General features: G+C 62.7%; 11 protein-coding genes. 1 reads left to right on the top strand and 10 read right to left on the bottom strand.

Features of this window, described 5'->3' with window-relative positions; translation table 11 throughout:
* Nucleotides 1-145: 145 nt before the first annotated feature.
* Complete coding sequence (locus ACOYYX_RS27050; RefSeq protein ID WP_422925491.1) at nt 146-2,950, bottom strand: protein kinase domain-containing protein; 2,805 nt, start codon at nt 2,948-2,950, stop codon at nt 146-148.
* Nucleotides 2,951-4,920: 1,970 nt separating this feature from the next.
* The gene (locus ACOYYX_RS27045) at nt 4,921-6,096 is read right to left on the bottom strand and encodes an IS701 family transposase (protein WP_422925489.1); all 1,176 of its coding nucleotides are present in this window, start codon (nt 6,094-6,096) and stop codon (nt 4,921-4,923) included.
* Between the two features lie 1,063 nt (nt 6,097-7,159).
* On the opposite strand from ACOYYX_RS27045, the gene ACOYYX_RS27040 reads away from it, so the two are divergent.
* Nucleotides 7,160-10,360 carry a DUF4082 domain-containing protein gene (locus ACOYYX_RS27040; RefSeq protein ID WP_422925487.1) on the top strand — a complete coding sequence of 1,067 codons (3,201 nt, stop codon included), beginning with the start codon at nt 7,160-7,162 and terminating at the stop codon, nt 10,358-10,360.
* 167 nt (nt 10,361-10,527) lie between these two features.
* Here the strand turns inward: ACOYYX_RS27040 and ACOYYX_RS27035 are convergent, their stop codons facing one another.
* The 8 genes from ACOYYX_RS27035 to ACOYYX_RS27000 form a co-directional block, all read right to left on the bottom strand.
* On the bottom strand, nt 10,528-11,763 hold the full coding sequence (locus ACOYYX_RS27035) for a hypothetical protein (RefSeq protein WP_422925485.1): 1,236 nt from the start codon (nt 11,761-11,763) through the stop codon (nt 10,528-10,530).
* Nucleotides 11,760-12,956, bottom strand: coding sequence for a glycosyltransferase family 2 protein (locus ACOYYX_RS27030; protein WP_422925483.1), 1,197 nt, complete (start codon nt 12,954-12,956; stop codon nt 11,760-11,762). The genes ACOYYX_RS27035 and ACOYYX_RS27030 overlap by 4 nt, the downstream gene beginning before the upstream one ends.
* Nucleotides 12,957-13,001: 45 nt before the next feature.
* The gene (locus ACOYYX_RS27025) at nt 13,002-13,589 is read right to left on the bottom strand and encodes a serine O-acetyltransferase (protein WP_422925481.1); all 588 of its coding nucleotides are present in this window, start codon (nt 13,587-13,589) and stop codon (nt 13,002-13,004) included.
* On the bottom strand, nt 13,586-14,812 hold the full coding sequence (locus ACOYYX_RS27020) for a glycosyltransferase (protein WP_422925479.1): 1,227 nt from the start codon (nt 14,810-14,812) through the stop codon (nt 13,586-13,588). The genes ACOYYX_RS27025 and ACOYYX_RS27020 overlap by 4 nt, the downstream gene beginning before the upstream one ends.
* Nucleotides 14,813-14,882: 70 nt before the next feature.
* Nucleotides 14,883-16,079 (bottom strand): glycosyltransferase family 4 protein, encoded by a 1,197-nt coding sequence (locus ACOYYX_RS27015; protein WP_422925477.1) that lies wholly within the window; start codon nt 16,077-16,079, stop codon nt 14,883-14,885.
* Nucleotides 16,080-16,086: 7 nt separating this feature from the next.
* Nucleotides 16,087-17,229, bottom strand: coding sequence for a glycosyltransferase (locus ACOYYX_RS27010; protein WP_422925475.1), 1,143 nt, complete (start codon nt 17,227-17,229; stop codon nt 16,087-16,089).
* Nucleotides 17,230-17,265: 36 nt separating this feature from the next.
* On the bottom strand, nt 17,266-18,183 hold the full coding sequence (locus tag ACOYYX_RS27005; RefSeq protein WP_422925473.1) for a glycosyltransferase family 2 protein: 918 nt from the start codon (nt 18,181-18,183) through the stop codon (nt 17,266-17,268).
* Nucleotides 18,184-18,232: 49 nt separating this feature from the next.
* Nucleotides 18,233-18,874, bottom strand: coding sequence for a serine O-acetyltransferase (locus ACOYYX_RS27000; protein ID WP_422925471.1), 642 nt, complete (start codon nt 18,872-18,874; stop codon nt 18,233-18,235).

The following is an 18,874-nucleotide window of genomic DNA, read 5'->3' as shown; positions in this document are numbered from 1 at the left end:
CCACCTTTCGAACAAGACGCGCCCGATTCGATTTCGGTTGCGTCCGGAGTTCGATACGTGAGCAAGCCCGACCAGTGACACTCCGACCGTATTGTATCGGAGGTCGCCCAGCTCCGCGCCTACTCTCCGGACTCGTCGCCTTCTTTCAACGCGTCGGCGCCGGGGACGAAGCGGGCTTGGCCTGAATGAGGCCCTTGAGGTCGTCCCAAAGCTTTTGCCAGCCTGGCCTTTCCGCTTCCGGGAGGCGTGCGATCGCGTCTTGTCCTCGCACACCGGCGAAGCTCGGGTCGCGGCTCCAGTAGCCCAGCCTCAACAGCACGTAATGACGTGCCTCCTGGTTCGACCCGGCCTCATCAAGCTGAATCCGGCGCTTCTCCAGGTCGGCCCGGAGCCAGCCGAGCGCGAGGTTCCTCCATCGGGCGAGGCTCGGATCCGCCGCCCGCGCCGGTTCACCGGCACCCGCCATCGCCGCCGCCCCCGACGCGGCGTAACGGTCCCCGGTCACAAGGTCCTCGGCCAGTTCCGGCTTGCGGGCAAAGACCTCCGCATATAAGCGAGCAGCCTCGGCGTGCCGACTCCGGCCCGGCCAACCGCAGAGCCTGGCCATGCCGAGCAGGTCGTCCACGGGGACCTTCGAAGTCTCCTCGAGCTTCAACACACCTTCAAGCTTGGGCTCCAGCGGCGCGAGAGATCGCGCCATCTTCAACATCGGCTCGAAGGTCGCCCACAAGGGGTGGTCGTTGGGCATCTTCGCCAGGCCCGCCTCAAAGGCGGGGATCGCGTCGGAGAACCGACCCAGCCGATACGCGGCGAGCCCTCGGTTGGAGTGGGCCTCGACATAGCCTTCCCGATGCTTCACCGCCTCGCCGTAGGCGTCGAACGCCTCGGCGAACTTCCCCTGTTCATCGAGGGCGAAGCCGAGGTTGAAGTAAGCGAGCGCGTACCCCGGCCGCAGCTCGATCGCCTTGCGGAACGAGGCGACGGCCTCATCCAACTTCTTCTGCTGGGTCAGGGTGTTGCCGAGGTTGCAGTAGGCCTCGGGGTAGTCCGGCCGGAGCGAGATGGCCTCGTGGTAGGCCGAGACCGCCGCATCGAGCCGTCCGGCATTCTGCAGGGCCGAGGCCAGGTAGAAGGGAACGGCCGGGTTGTCGCGACTCATCGACAGGGCGGCGGTCAGGTAAGCTCGCCCCTCGTCGGAGCCTTCGGGTTTGAGCGCGGTGAGGGTCGCGGCCAGTTCGAGGTTGATCCAGAAATCGTCGGGATGCGAACGCCGGGCGGCCCGAAGGACCTCGGCCGATTCCTTCACCGCACGATGTTCTCGGAGCGCGGCCCCGAGCGAGGCGAGGACCGGAGCCGGGGGTCCCGAGGCCGGGAGCGAGCGGGCCAGCGATCCCAGGGCCTCGCGGTCGGGCTTCGCCAGGGCGCGACGGAGTTGGCCGGCGGGACCGGCGGGGTCGGGGTCGGCGGCCTCGGAAATGGCCCGCAGTCGTTTCCTGGCGGCGGGGTCGGGGCTGATCCGCCCCCAGTCGTCGAGCGCCGAGACCAGTTCCACTCGCAATGGGCTGGATCGGACGAGTCCGGCGGTCCGTTCGTCGGGACCGGCCGGGACATTGATGCCGTAAGCCTGGAACGCGGCGTCGTAGGCAGCCGAGGCCTCGGCCGGGAGCAGGCGGCCAGGTCCGAGCTGTGACGGGAAATAACGGATGTCGTCGAGCCGGGCGAGCATCGCCAGGTCGGCGAGGGCGGGGGAGAAGCGGGCCTTCACGGCCGGGTCGCTCCGGGCGAGCAGGCCCTCGGCCTTGCGGTGTGCCGAGCGAGCGTCGAGGCTCCGACCCCGCTGCCTGAGCCTCGAGGACTCTTCGATCGCGTCGGCGACGGATCGAGCCGTCTCGGCCGAGGCCCGCGCCGCTCGCTCATGCTCGGAGTAGAGAACCGCACCGGCGAACGAGCAGACGAGCAGGAGCACGAGGCTCAACGCCCATCGACGACGCTCCTCGACGGCTCGGATGGCGGTTCGTACTCGAGCCTCTTCCGCCTCCTTGAGCCGCTTCTGCACCCCCGCCTGGTAGTCGAGGAGCCGCGCGGCGACCTCCCCGGCATGGGCGGGGCGATCTGCAGGATCTGCCGAGAGGCAGGCCCGGGCGAGGGCTTTCAACTCGGGGGCGGCCTCGCAGGACTTGAGCCGTTTCAGGGCGCCGGCGAGGTTGCACTCCCTGGCCTTGCTCATCACCTCTTCACGCGAGCCCCCCCGGTAGGGTGGCAGCCCGGTGAGGATCTCGCAGAGCGTGGCCCCCAGACCGAAGACGTCGGCGCGTTGATCCCGGGCGGTCGGAGACCCCGAGGCCTGCTCGGGGCTCATATAGGCGGGGGTACCCGCGACCCCGGCCCCACCGACCGGCCACGACTCATGCCCGCCGATGAGTTGAGCCAACCCCCAGTCGACGAGGTGAACCTCGCCGAAATCCCCCACCATGATGTTGGCCGGCTTCACGTCGCGATGGACGACCCCCCGGTCGTGCGCATACGCCAGGGTCTGGCTCACCTGAAGGAAGACGCCGACAGACCATGTCAGCTCGGGCCGATCCCGGAGCAGGCCGGCGAGGGTCTGCCCCCCGATCAGCCTCATCGTGAAGAAGGGGAGGCCGTCGATCTCGCCTATATTGTAGACCGGTACCAGTCCCGGGTGCTGCAAACGCCCGCCGACCCTGGCCTCGTCGAGGAACCGCCGACGCATCGCCGGGGAGTCGCGGTGCTCGTCCTTCAGGACCTTGAGCGCGACCCGACGGTCCAACCTCGGCTCCTCGGCCTCGAAGACGACGCCCATGCCTCCCTGACCCAGCTTGCGGAGCACGTCGAGGCCGAACTCGAGGTAGACCCGCTCCTCGAAACTCGACCCTTCCTCATCATCGAGCAAGCTCGGGCCCGGTGCATCGTCGCCTGGAGAATCCATCTCCCGATCGACCACAAGGCGCAGGAGGCAACAGGGGCAGAGGCCCACGCCGCCTACATCCACCGACGATTCCAGGCCGCAACGGCGGCACGATCGGGTCTCCAGCATCGTCGCTCAGCCCTCAACGGTCACCCGGCTCAGTCCCGCTCAACTATTGATGACCCCTGGTATGGCACAATGTTACACGACCCGGGCCCGGCTCGGCAGAAGCTCGCGGCTCCGCCCTGATTGTCATCCTCGGTTTCGATTTTCGCCTTCCAGGGTCCGCCGCGACATGCCGCTACTTTACTCCTCTCTGACGATTCGGTTCACAATTCCCAGCGGCCGGCCCCCGATCGTCTACCGGCCAACCCCGCTTGCCGTACGCAACCGTGCATCGATCTCATGGAAAGTCGCAGATTCTTGGGGAAATGTGACTCGTGTCAGCCCAGGCAAGATGAGGTCGGGTCAGGCAAGGCGGGCAACCAGCATCAATGCGTGAATCAAAAATTGACCAGCCAGGAAGTAAGTTTCTGATCCTCGGCGCACAACGTTGATATGACAAGGACGACAGAGACGGAAGGGCCCCCCAAAGTTGTGCGGGAAGGAAAAGACGAAATCAACCACGAGTCCGCCCCCCACATACCAACGGTACGCAACTCTTCGATCTCACAGGATGAATAGAGTTACCTTTGCACGTGATGCTCCAGGCATTCGTTCAAAACGCCCTGATCGTGGATAATATTAGTGACGCCTCAACAAGGCGCCCGGTCCCATTCCCCAAGGCCATACACCACCACCAACGGAACGGCCGACTAAGGCCGATGGATACAGTAGGCTAGCACCACGGATACAGTAGGAAATCATAATCAGCCGATAGCCTCCGGCACCCGAAATGCAACACATCAACGCCATCACACTCTCGAAATCATCCATGCGAAAACCGCGGGAATCACCTCGGAACCAGGGAGCATTGGCAAGAACCGGGAGCCAATCTCGGGTGAAACCAGGCTCATCAAGCCAATCGGCAGTTCCCCGCCATCATCCAGCGAGAGGATGCACCCGCCTCGCGGAAAGAACCGACAAATGCACCATGGCGAGCGTGCCAGGCCCACTCGGCATCCCGACATCGCTTCCGCGACGAAACCCGGAACCATCGAACTTCATCTTGAGCATGATTGATAAGTAGAGAAGGAGAACGGGGCTGGCCCATGTTGCAGGCATGACCATCAACACATCGATGCGTCATGTCACTCAAAGCAACAACGATCCAGCAGCGCCGGCACACCTTGGAGGAGCATGAAAAGAAACTTCTGCGAAGCCCGTCACAAACAACCACGAAATACGTAATACCGGCGATCCACGAAAAAGGATCGACGACTGTCTTCAGTGCCGAGAAAGAGCCTGGTTTGGACACAGTATCGAAGGGAATCGGTCCCGCGAACTACTGTATCCAGACGACGAATGATGCAACCTCTTGGCCAGCATCAATGATTCGGAACACCGCCACGTCCCGAATGAAATGCTAACGATCGACTCCGATTACAACTCCATCGCAATTGACTGAAAATCGAAGCTTTTCGGCCATTGACGAGCCGAAGATCGCCCGACTCTTATTGAGATCAAAGCTAAGAGTAGCTCTTTGCAAACACGGCCATTTGCTGCTAAACTCCTCGAAAATCCACCCAACATAGAAAATGACAAATAATGCTCGCCTATTCCGATTTTATGACCTATTGTTAGATTACTGAAGAGGCAGTAGCCGCGGTTGCCAACCACAACTCCTTCTTGCATTCATAATAGTTTTATATTGCGAATTCATCTTTTTTCCAAATAGTATAAGCATTCTCCCAATTCAACATACTGGTCCGACGGATTGAATCCTGCGTACCTAGCGAACTCCATCGAGGCCATCGCCCCTCCTTACCGCGCTCGAAGTCGAGCCTGATTGCAATTGAAGGTGTACCCCGATGATGCCATCCATTGCCGGGCTATTCACCTTCGAGCGCACCGCGGGAGAGCGAGGCCCTGCCACAGATAGTCCCGCTGGGCCCTTTAGGCCTTGCCAGCGTGAGGAACCATGCGGCCAGGAGGGAGAGCACTTGGTGATGATGCCATGCCAGCCAGTTTCTCACCTGGTAATCGGCCAGGCCGGCTTCTTCCCTGGCCCTTTGGATGCATGAATCGGCTCGATCCATGGCATGAATGACAGAAGCCAGGGTTTGCAACGGGACCGCATCCTCGGCATTGGTCGCAAAGTAATTGCATTTATCTCGATCCTCCGCATTATGTCGCCTCACGATCAAGAACAACTCCACCGGATGGTGGCCTTCTCGGACGCGGCGCTCCGCACGACGGCTAGCGATCTCGATCGACGCTGATGACCCATGGCAGCCGGAAGGCGAGACGATGCTCCATGCCGATTGGGGCAGGCTATCGGCGAGACGATCCAATCGCACGAACGAATTCGACAGTGATTCCGTTATCTCATGCTTACGTCCATTGCTTTCATTATTGCGAATCCATGTGCCCGGCGAGACGGGGGCGAGATATCTCTGGCCTCGGTCTCTCATCATCTGGCAGAAGCTGTCCGGATAGGACTCTTCGTCCCTGATTGCGACCCAAGAGTGAGGCAAGAATATCCCTTGCTCCTGGAGCATTTCCTTCGCGAGTTCATGATGAGCGCGGTACCTGACTGCCTTGGGGATTCTGGCCTCGGCCCTGCGAACGGGGTTCCGTGTCCATTCTTTCGGCAGGTAGAGGCGAGTGTTGACGAGGCACTCGGCCGCCGGGGAGACGTAGGCCATGTAGAGTGCCACCTGGCAGTTCTCGATTTTCTTCCCGGGTCCCGACAGTTGCTTGGCGACCCCAACCGATTTCAGGCCCTTCTTGGGGAAAGACGCAGATGCGAAGACGATCACGGCGTCAGGGTCGCCCACCTCACCGGCCACATGATGGGCGAGTCGCTCGAGCATGGGCGCATGGTCCCAGACCGCGCGACCGATGAACTTCTGGATCCCCTGTCGCGTGTGGTCGAGCAGATACGCGATGGCCTCGGCGGTCTTGTGCTCGAGCTTCGATAGCAGGCCTATCATGTATTCGACGACATGGCGTCGCTGCTCGGGCTCGGCCAACGAACTCAGGTAGGGCGCGACGAACTCCCGCACGTGTGCCTCGAGGTCCTGGGCGAGATCGGCCCCGTCGCCGGATTGGTCGGGCACCTGCTTCACTCTGGCTTGATATCTCCGCTCCACGAGCATCCTCTCCGTAAAGGTATCTTCGATGTATGAGAACGACGACGTCGTCAGGGCGGCTCAGTCCGGGGAGGAATGTGCCTACCACGCTTCTGGAGGTCCTAGGCACTTGAATTCACCGCTTGGAATTTTTATCGATCGCCAACTCACACCGCTAACAAACAAACCAAAACCACAAATTTAATTTATATTATTCATTGTTATATATTTTGGATTTGCGGGGCGACGGCCCGTTCCTGGACTAATGAGTCAGGTCGATCATCTCCCGGGCATGGCGTTCCCGCCGCTCGGTGCGACGGTCCGTTCCCGCGAAGCCGAAGGCTCTTGAATCCTGCTCGAGACGGGCGAATGGCCCTCTGATCCTCATCCGAACAGTCCAGAATATTCCCGAATCTGCGGTCACTAATATTTCGGCCCGAGAGACGCGCGAACGATCCAGGGCGATCGTGCCCATAGCCGCATTACAATACGATAGTGCTCCGAGCAAAAGCACTTACACGCAACTATCCAAGTAAACTCAAGTAATATTATTACTCTCGTTCCCGAGACGATGGCCCCGCGCCTCGAAAGTGCGGGCTCGCGTGGCGAGTGCGCGCCGCGCGTCGCCCGATCGGCGGGCATACGCCGGGGCGCCTCTTGTCCGGCTCCCCGACGGTTGTCGACCGACCATTTTTCCGCCCGAGATGCTCGCGAACGAACCAGGGCGATGGTGCACGTAGCCGCATTCCAATGCGACTACGCCATGATGCTGTATAGTTAACTAAACTATTCGCCGATTCTAAATTAATAACCCTATTGCCTTATTGACTATAGTCCCGCGCCTCGAAAGTGCGGGCTCGCGTGGCGAGTGCGCGCCGCCCGATCGGTGGGCGCCTCCCGTCCGACGTCCTACCCGCAATGGCGACAAACACCCATCAGACAAAACTTCCTTGTGAGCCGAAAACCACCACAAGGATCGATGCCAAGGAGCTTCACGATGTTCATCCGTCCGATTGACCCCACCTCGAAGCCACGACGCAGGTCCAAGGCCCGTCCCTCATCCGTCAGGCCTGGCCTGGAGGGGCTTGAGCGACGCGCCTTGCTCACGACCTACAGCGTCGGCCCGGGCCAGGCGTACACGACCATCGGTTCCGTGCCCTGGACAAAGCTCGCTCCCGGCGACACGGTCGCCATCAACTGGCAACCGAACCCGTATCACGAGAAGATCCTCATCTCCCAGAGTGGGACGGCGACCCAGCCCATCAACATCGTCGGGGTCCCCGGCCCCAACGGACAAGAGCCGATCATCGACGGCCAGAACGCAACGACCAGCAGCCAGTTCCATTACTACTACTCGCCGCTCCAGGCGAATGCGCTCGTCCTGATTCAGCGTTCGGCGGATCAGGCTTACGACTATAAGCCAAATTATATCAACATCTCCGGCCTCGAATTCCGGAACGCCTACGAGAGCTACACTTTCCAGGATTCGACGGGCGCAACGCAGAACTACGCCGAATTCTCGGCCGCCATCTACATCGAAGGCGCCAACAACATCACGATCCAGAACAGCACGCTGGACAGCTCGGGGATCGGCCTGTTCGTCCTGTCCAACGGCGATGAGGCCCACACGTCGCGCAACATCCTGGTGCAGGGGAATAGCATCTACGGGAATGGCGTGCCCAACTCATGGCTGGAGCACAACGTTTATTCCGAGGCCGTCGGGATCACCTATCAGTACAACTACTTCGGTCCCCTGCGTTCCGGCTCCGCGGGCAACAATCTGAAGGATCGCTCGGCCGGCGCGGTGATTCGCTACAATTACTTCGCCCCCGGCGGCCATCTCCTCGACCTCGTCGACGCCGAGGATTCCGGGATCGTGGCCTCGGACCCGAGCTATGCGACGACCTCGGTTTACGGGAACATCCTCGACAACACGGGCCCCAATGCCGCGACATATCTCGTCCACTTTGGCGGCGACAGCGGGAACACGTCGATCTATCGAAAAACCCTCAATTTCTACGACAACACGGTGGTCACCAGGAGTAATCAGTCCAGTCAATGGAGGACAATCCTCTTCCAGCTGGACACCAATTCTCAGACCGTGAACGCGTCCAACAACATCTTCTACAGCGGTTCGGCCACAACGGGGTCGGCGGCGAGCTACTTCGAGTTGATGAACACCGTCGGCGTCGCGAACTTCGGCGTGAACTGGATGAGCCCGGGCTGGCTGCCGTCCCTCGACAACGGGACCTTCAGCGGCACGATCTCGGGCACGTCGAACTTCTACTCCCCCTCCTCGAATGACCCGGGTTTCGTCAGCCTGACCGGTGGCGACTATCACCTCGCGGCCGGATCATCGGCGATCGGCCGCGGGGTCGCACTGAACTCCGGGTGGGCTCCAGTAGATCGTCAATACGTCTCCACGGCATCGAGTCAGGCCCGCAGTTCCATCTCCGATCTGGGGGCTTATCAGTTTGGCACGGCGATGACCATCATCCCGACGGTGACGAGCCAGACCCCCGCGGCGTCCGCCACCAACGTCGCGATCTCGACGAGCGTGACCGCCGTCTTCAACGAATCCGTGCTCGCCTCCCCCGTCACATTCACCCTCACCAACCAGGCAACAGGCGGCGCCGTCGCTGCCACCGTCTCCTACAACAGCACCAGCAAAACCTTCACGCTGGTACCGTCCGCACCCCTCGCCAGCTCGGCGACTTACCTGGCCTCGATCTCCGGCGTGAAAGACGCCGCGGGCCAGGTCATGGCGGCTCCTTTCACCTGGACGTTCACCACGGCGGCCGCAGTCATACCGACCGTCACAGGTCAGACGCCGGCCTCAGGCGCCACCGGGGTCTCGACGACCTCGAGCGTCACGGCGGTCTTCAACGAATCGGTCCTCGCTTCCCCCGTCACCTTCACCCTCACCAATCTAGCAACCGGCGCCGCCGTCGCTGCCACCGTCTCCTACAACAGCACCAGCAAAACCTTCACGCTGGTACCGTCCGCACCCCTCGCCGGTTCAACGACCTACAGGGCGTCGATCTCGGGTGTGAAGGATGCGGCGGGCCAGGTCATGGCTGTTCCCGCGACCTGGACCTTCACCACCGCGACCGCGATCGTCCCGACCGTCACAGGTCAGACCCCGGCCTCAGGCGCCACCGGGGTCTCGACGACCTCGAGCGTCACGGCGGTCTTCAATGAATCGGTCCTTGCTTCCCCCGTCACCTTCACCCTCACCAACGTAGCCACGGGTGTCGCCGTCCCGGCCACGGTGAGCTACAACAGCGCCAACCGCACCTTCACACTGGTCCCCAACGCTGCTCTCGCCAACTCCACCACTTTCAAGGTTACGATCTCGGGGGTGAAGGACGCCGCGGGTCAGGTCATGGCGGCTCCCGCGACCTGGACCTTCACCACCGCGGCGCCGGTGACGGTGGCGTCTTCGCTCTGGCCGAATACGGCGGTCCCGTCAACCATCACCGACAGCGACCCTAACGCGGTCGAGTTGGGAGTTAAGTTCACGAGCGACGTCGCCGGTTACATCACCGGTTTGCGTTTCTACAAGGGCCCCCTGAACACAGGGACCCATGTGGGACACCTCTGGACTAGCACGGGAACCCTGCTGGCCACCGCGACGTTCACGTCCGAGACGGCCTCGGGCTGGCAGCAGGTGACGTTCTCTACCCCGGTCGCGATCTCGGCCAATACGACTTATGTGGCTTCCTACTTCGCCCCGCGAGGTCGGTACTCGGCGAGTTCTTCGTACTTCACCTCAACTTTCAACAACTCCACGCTTCACGCACCCGCGAATGCGGGAGTGTACAAGTACGGGAGTTCGGGAGGATTCCCGACGAGCACTTACAACGCGTCGAACTACTGGGTCGACGTCGTCTTCAGCACGACGAATTCTTCTGCGGCGACGAAGGCGGCCAGCACAACATCGTCGTCCGGTACCGGCTCAGGCGCCTCGACCGCGACTTCCGCAGCAGTCACCGCCACGGTTCAACCAACCCAGGTCAGCGGATCGACCGTCTCGAACGGCTCCGCCACAAGCAGTGGGTCAACGAAGCAGCCCTGGGTCTACGGTAACCCGCAGCATCCGACCGGGTCGTCCGCGTCCGGTTGGAATCGCATCTCGAGGGGCGTTCTGACGTCGAACTCGAAGCCGTTGGGAAGTTCCATCTTCGCCAACGATTGATCCCAGGGAGTTCGCACGGTGAGCGAGAACGGACTCGAAGCTCGCAGCCTCCGTTGATCCTTTCGCCCGGAAGGCCCTCGCCGCGAGTTGATCTTGCGTCGAGGGCTCTCCTTTAAACTCATGTTACATTCAATCAAGATATAGGGATTGACCTTGAATACGGGATCTCAAGCCGTCTCAACAAGTGGCCCGGATCGAGTCGCGCCGGACAGATTGGACACGGCCATGTCATCCGAAGCGAACTTCGGGGCGACACCGTCCCAGAGGATCTCGTAATCACGAGCCTCCGCGACCGACCCTTTCCAACCGGCCTCGGCAGCCTTGGCGAGGTTGTACATCTCACGAGCCGTGACGTAGTGGTAGCGGAAGTTGGGGTCGTTTTTGGCTCGTTGGGCGAGTGCGCGGTGGAATTCGATCCCGGCGGTTCCCAGCAAGGCGGAGTGATTCGCCTCGTTGGCGCCGTGGGTGTGGAGCTTAACGAAGTACCAGTCGGGTCGGCCTGGAACCTGCACGCGAGCGTTCAGCCAGGCGTCCAGGCGTTGAATCGAGGGGGCCTGATTTCCCTGGATGCAGCCATTCTCAAAGCGAGGTAGCAGGCCCCATTTGCGGCGCGTCCAGTTGAGGACGAGCGGCCCCTGGATCAGCATCAGGGAGTTCGGCGGGACCTCGCCGGTCCCCACATCGACGCCCGTGTCGTGAGACTTGGGCTCACGGGGATCGTCGGTCGCATAGTAGATGCTGTTGATCTTTCGAGTCTGCGCCGCGCTCGGATACGACGGGAGCGTGAAGTCGCAGTAACATCCCGTCTCCCGGAGGATGTTCAACTCGTCGTTGACGCCGCAGCAACGGCCGTTCGGCAGTGAGTTGTCGAGGGCCCAGTCCCCATGGATGAAGCCATAGACGAGTTCTCCGGTCTCGCGATGCCGTGCGCCCACGCCGTGCCGTTGATACATGGCCTCCCGGTGCGCGAGCAGGGTGGACCTCAGGTTCGTGGAGTTGTCGCCGGAGTGGTGGAGGTGGACCTCAATCTCGCCGAACCCCGCGCGGCAGAGGCCGGCGATGGCGTCGACATGGGCCGGTTCGTACTGGTCGATCGGATAGAAGAAGGAATGCTGGGGCACGCGACCATCGCTATCGCGGAAGGCGCCCAGGCGCTGGGGATACTGCTCGACCCAGAGCGCCACGCGCGCATCGGCGAGTTCCCGCGAGGCGTCATTCAGGCCGGGCTCGTAGTGGTCGGCGATGCAGAGGAGCATATGCACAGGTTGGTTGCGACGACGACCGAATGACCGCAGGATGCAAGGTACGATCCAGCAATGAATCCCCCGTCGCATCAACTTGCGAGCGACCACGGCGACTCCCGCAATTCCGATCAGACCCAGCCCGAGGGCAAACGCAATCATCGGACGATCCCCCTCTCCTCAGCGAGGCGAGTGGTCCGCCTCCATGTCCCGCATTGATTGCCCCCGAGCCAGCGGCAGAAACCCACGAACAGTGCCAGGTTCATGCCCGAGAACAGGCTCGCCAAGCGGAAGGGCCTCAGCCAACGACTCGCCGGGGCGAACGCCAGCAAGAGCGAGACGAGATAGAAGGCCACCTGCGCGAGCAGGAGATAGCGGTAGCAGGTCTCGCCGCCCGAGAGCAGGACCGCGTTGCTGGCGAGCGCCCCGATTAGGAAGAAGGGACAGAACCAGCGCAGGATCTTGTGCGACAGGAAACTGAAGGCGACCCAGCCGCGCCGAGGGTCGAGGATCTTCCAGAGGAACCCGATGCTCTGGAATCCCCCCGCGCCGATCCGGCTACGGCGATGGAACTCCGCGCCGACGCTGGCGGGCGTCTCCTCGGTCGCGATCGCCTCGCAATCGTAAACGATCGAGCAGCCGAACTTGACCTTCGCCAGCAGCGGGATCACGAAGTCGTCGACGATGGTCGCCCCGTCGATCGGCGTATACAGATCCTTCCGCATCGCGTAGATCGCGCCATTCGACCCGAGCAGGGCCCCGAGGCGGTTCTCGTAGTATTTCAGGAAGTTCTCATACTTCCAGTAGAGGCCATCGGCGTTTCGCCCCGAGACCGGATCGGTCAGGACGAGACGGCCGCAGACGACGCCGATCGCCGGGTCGCGGAACCATCGCACGAGATTGCGGGCCGACATGGGGTCGTTATAGGTATTCGCATCGGAGAATAAGATGATTTCGCCCTTGAGGTGCGGCACCGACTCGTTGAGGACGGTCGCCTTACCGCGGTTCTGCTCATAGTCGAAAAGCTCGACCCCGCGATCCGCGAAACCCTCCACGATCCTCGCCGTCTCATCGACGCTGCCGTCCGAACCGACGACGATCTGGAGCTTCCCGCGAGGATAGTCCATCGCCAGGGCATTCATGAGCCTGTGCTCGATCTCGGCCTCTTCGTTGTGGGCCGCGATCAGGAGCGAGACCGAGGGGAGTTCGGCATCATCGAGGGCCCGAGATTTGGAGGATCGGCCGAAAACGTAGGAGAGGCCCCGGAGGAGCAGCGGATAGCCGGCATACGCGTAAACCACCAGCCCCAGGCATCCCCAGAGGCAGATCGCCGCGAGAGTCGTGAGGGTTATCATCGATGTTGGCTTTCGAGGTACAACGACGCGGAGAGAATCACACGTTCATTCGATTAACGCGCGCTCGGCAACCGGTGCGAGCGCCTCTGTCGCGGGGGAGCGTCTCCGCACGACCCGGGCCGGGATCCCGATGGCGGTGGAATGGCCCGGGATGTCGTCGACGACCACGGCGTTCGCCCCGATTCTGGCCCCGTCCCCGATCGTGACCGAGCCGATGACCTTCGATCCGGCTCCCAGGAAGACGTCGTCGCCGATCAAGGGGTTCTGCCGACGTTCGGCTCCGATGGTCACCTGATGCTCGATCAGGACTCCGGAACCTCCGCGAACCTGCCCGTTGATGACGACACCCGTCGCGTGGATCAGGACGAATCCGGGGCCGAACTCCGCGCCTCGGCCGATGATGCAGTTGCAGAAGACGGTGTTCAGCTTGTTGAAGAGCATCTCCAGGAGGACCAGCCTTCGACGCCTGGACCACTGCATCAAGCGATAGTAGATCATCGCCATCGTCCCGTCGGTCAGGAGCACTTTGGTCAGGTCGACCGGCCTCTCCCCCTCATAGCACCAGAGGGCCTTGCCTCGAAGGTCGGAGCGGATGAGTCGAAAGAGCGACGGAGGATCATCTTTGCGGATCATCCTCGGGCTCCTACTCGAGGAGCTCGGACTTTCTCGAACTCGGGGAGTCCCGCGAGGTGCATGCGAACTTCCTCGAGCCGGGCCGTCCAGCTCTCCTTCCGCATCGTCTCGCTCCGGGCGGGGCAGGGGCCGGGCTCGGCTAGGGCAGCCCTGATTTCTCGGACGACCTCATCATGGTCGCGACCAATCCGGCATTGCCCCAGGACCTCGACCTCGGGGATCGCGGTGGAGATCACGGGGAGACCGGACGCCAGGTATTCACGCGCCTTCAACGGGTTCGCGTTCAGAGTGACCTCGCTGATTGGGAAGGGGATCAGGGCCACGTCGAAGGCCTTGCTGTAGGCGGGGAGGTCCTCGTAGTGGCGACGCCCCAACAGGTGGACGTTCGGTCGCGCGGCGAGGCTCGAGACGTCCATCGTCGTCTTGCCCAGCATCACGAGCGAACACTCGGGGAAGCAGTCGGCGATGTGTTTCAGCAGCCTAAGATCCACCCAGTCTTCGGCGATCAGACCGAAGTAACCGATGATCGGCTTCTTGAGGTGTGCGATCTCGTCGGGAATCGGGAGCGAGGGGTTGAGGGACTGGCGGAAATGCTCGTAGTCGACGCCATGCCGCACGAGGAACGTCCGGGGGTTGACGGCGGCCTTCGATTGGTAGAGCCGCTCCGCGGAGACGAAGACGGCGTCGGCCTTCCGGAGCAGTTGGCTCTCGATCTCGGCCAGGGATTGGGCCGCGACCCCCGTGAAGGCGGTGTACTCGTCGACGCAATGGTAAATCAGGAATTCTTCATCCAAGGTCCCGGCGATGATCCCGGCCGCCGGGTTGAAGACCCAGTTGATCGGTTTCTTGAACCCGAGTCTCCGCATGGCTCGCAGGATCTGGGCCCGCAAGAGTCGACGGCTCAGATCGCGGAGGGCCGGGCGGCCGTACGCGGGGATGGCTAGCGGGTTGAAGACGAAGAGGTTGGGCTCGACCTCCTTGATCGGCGCCATCGCCGCCGCGACCTTCTTGAAGGCCCGCGAGAGGTCGGCCTTGGAGGCCGTCGGCGCCCGGTAGCCGATCGAGTTCACCCACAGGATGCGATTGTCCTGCGCGAGCAGGCGCATGAAATGCGTCTTCGACAGGGGGTCCCCGGTCCAGTCGTGGCTGAAGCAAATGATGTCTCGTCCTCGCAGGCAGTCCGACGAGAGGTCCGGGGGTTCCAGGACGGAATCAAGTTTCATGTCGGTACTCTTGGTAGCTGAGACGACGGATGATGTCGGATGATGGCCACGACCCCGGGTTCGGTTCGTTTCAGTTCGAGCCGACCAGGAAACGCTCATGGTCCCGGATCGTCTGCATGAAGAGTTGCTCGAGATCCAAGGCCGTATCCGCAATGTCTTTAACGGTCAGGGAGTCGAACCGACTGCGATTCTCGGGGATCGTGAGGTATGGCCGGAGGGACTTCGCCAACGCGTCGGAGTCCGACGGCGGGACCAGACGGCACGAGTCGAAGTCGGTGATCTCGGGGATCCCACCCACCCGGCTCGCGACGAATGGGGTCTTGCAGGCGGCCGATTCCAGGAGGACGTTCGGGACCCCTTCGGAGTGGCTGGGCAGGCAGAAGACGCTCGCGGCGCGGAACCAGTCGGGCAACTGGGCGTGGGGCAGGGCTCCCAGCAGCTTGAAGCAGTGACCGATCCCGAGTCGGGCCACCTGCTTCTCCAGCTTGGCCCTCAAGGGTCCCTGGCCGATCAGGTACGCGTGGAAGCGTGCGCCGTTCCTGGCCAGGCGTGAGCACGCATCAATCAACACGTCTTGACCCTTGACCGGCACGAGATTGCCGACCGAGAGGATGACCGGCATCTTGGGATCGAGGCCAAGCCGGGTCCGGGCGTCTTCGGCCGAGCCGGGCTGGAAGAGTCGCGTATCGGCGCCGTCGTAGACGACGTGAACGCGTTCGGGCGAACGGCTCAGGGCGACGACTTTCTTCGCGAGGTCCTGGCTCACAGCCACGATGGCGTTGGCACCTCGTAAGGCCTCGGCGGTCGGCTCGCGACGGCTCGGGTTCTGCTCGAGGAGTAGCACGTCCGAGCCGTGGACCTTGATGACGACCGGGATGCCGAAGCGACTGCCGAGTTCGACCGCAGCCCAGCCGTCGGGGTACGCCCACGGGGTATAGACGATGTCGGGACTGAATTTGTCGACGGCATGCTCGAAGGCCCGGCGCACCGATCGGAGGTAGAACTTACCGTAGTGGCCTCGCAGCACCTTGGGCGTGAACACATATCGGGGATGGTCTATGGTCATGCCGTCGGCCTGCACGCTCCTAACCCCGCCGAGGCGGTCACCCACGCGCCGGCGTTCGACGAACTCGTCCGTCCAGGAGATCGGGGCGATGACCCGGACCGCATGACGTTCCGCCAGCAGTCGCAGGTGCTGGCGATTGAAAGAGGCGCGATGCGGCTGATAGGGATTCGGATACAGGTTCGTGAGAGCTAGGATTCGCATCGCGGCTCTAGTTCCCGGGGGTGAGGAGTTGGAGGTAATGCGTCTGGTAATCCGTCGCCATCCTGCACGTGTCGAAGTCGGCCTCGGCCCGTCGTCGTCCCGCTTCGCCGAGCTTCCGTGCGTGCTCAGGGTCGGAGAGGACCGCGAGCAGCGATGACGTCAATGCCTGCTCGTCGTTTGGATCGATCAGGATCCCGTCTCGACCTTCATCGAGGAGCCGAGGGATGCCCCCGACACGCGTGGCGATGACAGGCAGGCCGACAGCCCAGGCTTCGAGGATCGCGAGGGGGAGGCCCTCGGCACGGCTTGGGAGGACGAAGACGTCCATGGCCTTCAGGAATCTCTCAGGTTCGGCCTGATAGCCCGCGAAATGCACACGGTCGCTAATCTCCAGGCGATCGGCCAGCTCATGAAGCTCCGCCCACATGGGTCCATCGCCCACGAGGAGCAAGTGGGCCTCGGGGACATCCTTCAATATTCGCTGGAATGAACGAACGAGCAGGTCCTGGCATTTCACTTCATTGAGTCGGCCCACGGTGCCGAGGAGGGGAGCGCCCGGGGGAATCCCAAGCTCGGACCGCACCGGATTGGCCTCCCTCGACTTCCGGCGAAACTGCGCGGTGTCGATGCCGTTGAGGACGACGTGGATCTTGCGCTTCGGCAGGAATCCGTGAGTGTGGACCGCGGCGGCGATGTCGTCCGAGACGCAGAAAAATCGGGCGGATCGCCTGCCGGCGAGCCACCAGAGGATTCGCAACCGCAATCGCCGACTGAGCGACCGATGCTTGGCAAGCTGGTTAATATGTTCGGTATGCACGACCAACGGCACATTCTCGGCCTGCGCAGCGGGGCCGGCGTAGAGCAGGGGGCCGATCTGGTGGGTGTGGACCACGTTGGGCTTGAGCTGTCGGAGCGCCTCGCGGACCTTCCCGACCATCTCCGGATCGCGGCCCGGGGGCTTGTCCAGGCAGAGGACGGTGGCTCCGGCCTCCTCGACCTGATCGGCCAGCTTGCCTCGGCGCTCCATGCAAATCACCGAGACTTCCTGCCCGAGCTTCGGCCCGGTTCGTGCCAGGTCGAGTACGATTCGCTCCAATCCCCCGCACTCGAGGGAGAGGACGACATGGGTGACTTTCAGGTTCTTCGTCATGCCGATTCCCAATCTATGAGCGGTGTTGGAAGGGGCTCAGCCTTCGGCCGCAAGCCCGATGATTTGGGCGGGCCGCATCGACGTGGCGAGAGACTTCGCGGCGATCCACCACGCCTCCAGCGAGGATGGCTGGCGACGGAGCCGCTCCCAGGCCGGCAGGATGGCTTCCCTGGGATGCCCCTGGCCAAGGTGACCGGCCGCCCATCGACGGAAAACGTACGACTCCCAACTTCGAAGTCCCGCGCGGTCGAGCAAGGCACGATGGCGTCGGACGACGCGAAGCATGTTGCCGCAGTCGCGATCGATGTTGCCTCGAGAGAGTGAGTCGGGCTCGAGCACCCAGGTCGCCGCAGGCTCCGGGTCGAGATAAACTGGGGACTCGTCGACGAGGCGGATCCAGAGGTCGCGGTCTTCGGCCGGCTCAAACCCGGCGAGGAACCGATTCGTGCCCAGGACGTCGCGACGGACGAGGACCGTGGTGGTCCAGATCTCCGCCATGACGTCAAACACCGCACATCCCCTGGCACTCAACACACGCCCATAGAGTTGCTCATGGCCTGCGGGTCGCAGGACGCGGTCCCCGCCGGGAGGCTGGGAGTAGAAACGACTCGCGACGAGCCCGACCTCGGGGTGGTCGCTCATCACCTGCAGTTGCCTCTCAAGTTTGCGCGGCTCCCAGTAATCGTCAGCGTCGAGGAAGGCCAGGAGATCGCCGCGCGAGGCCTCGATGCCCACGTTCCTGGCCATCGCCGCCCCCTGGTTCATCGTGCAGATGAGACGCACGTTCTCGGCAAAGGGCTCTAATGCCAAGGCGATGTCGTCGGGGCTGCCGTCGTCGACAACGACGATCTCGTCCGGCTGTCGTGTCTGGGCGAGCAGGCTCTCGATGGCCCGGCCAATCGTCCCCGCGGCCCGATACGCCGGGATGATCACACTGACGAGGGGCTTGGTCACGTGGTCCCTCCTGCTTGTTGATTTAAAGACGGATCACATTTTTGGCCATTCACACGATCGCCGCACAACCCGACGGTTCCGACCGGGTACACGAGAGGGCGACGAGGCGATCGGGATCGGTCTCCATCCCCGGATATTCGATCAGGTCGAATGACCCGCGATCGGAGATGACCCTCGCCGGATTCCCCACCGCCACGCCACGTGGGGGGATGGAGCGAGTGACGATGGCCCCGGCCCCGATGAGCGCATCGGAGCCTATGGTGACCGGACCGATGATGGCCGCGCCGGGGCCGACGTAGACGCGATCACCTAGCGTCGGGACGCCATGCCGCGAACCTCGGCCTCCACCGCCATGGCCGATCGTGACCCCCTGCGTCAGCGTGCAGTTGCTCCCGATGATCGCTCGGGACGAGACCACGATGTAACCCGTATGGGGCAGGTACAAACCGGGCCCGATCTCGGTTGAGCTGGGCAACTCGATGTTCGTTGCGATCTGGGTTGAGGTCTGCACGAGCACAGCCAGGACGTTGAGAATGACGCGGATCGGCCTCGGCATCGAGGCCGTGTACAGCCACCGACGGAATCGATAGCCGATCACCGCCCACATCGCGGGGGTGAGAGCGATCTCCCGGGCCCGGACATACGCCGTGTCCCCGCAGCGCCAGATGTCCTGACGGAGGCAATTGAACAT

Source organism: Singulisphaera chitinilytica, from assembly GCF_049331405.1.
In the GTDB taxonomy this organism is placed as follows: Bacteria; Planctomycetota; Planctomycetia; order Isosphaerales; family Isosphaeraceae; genus PoT.
The sequence above is the reverse complement of the archived record's forward strand: the minus strand, read 5'-3'. Positions and strand labels throughout refer to the sequence as shown.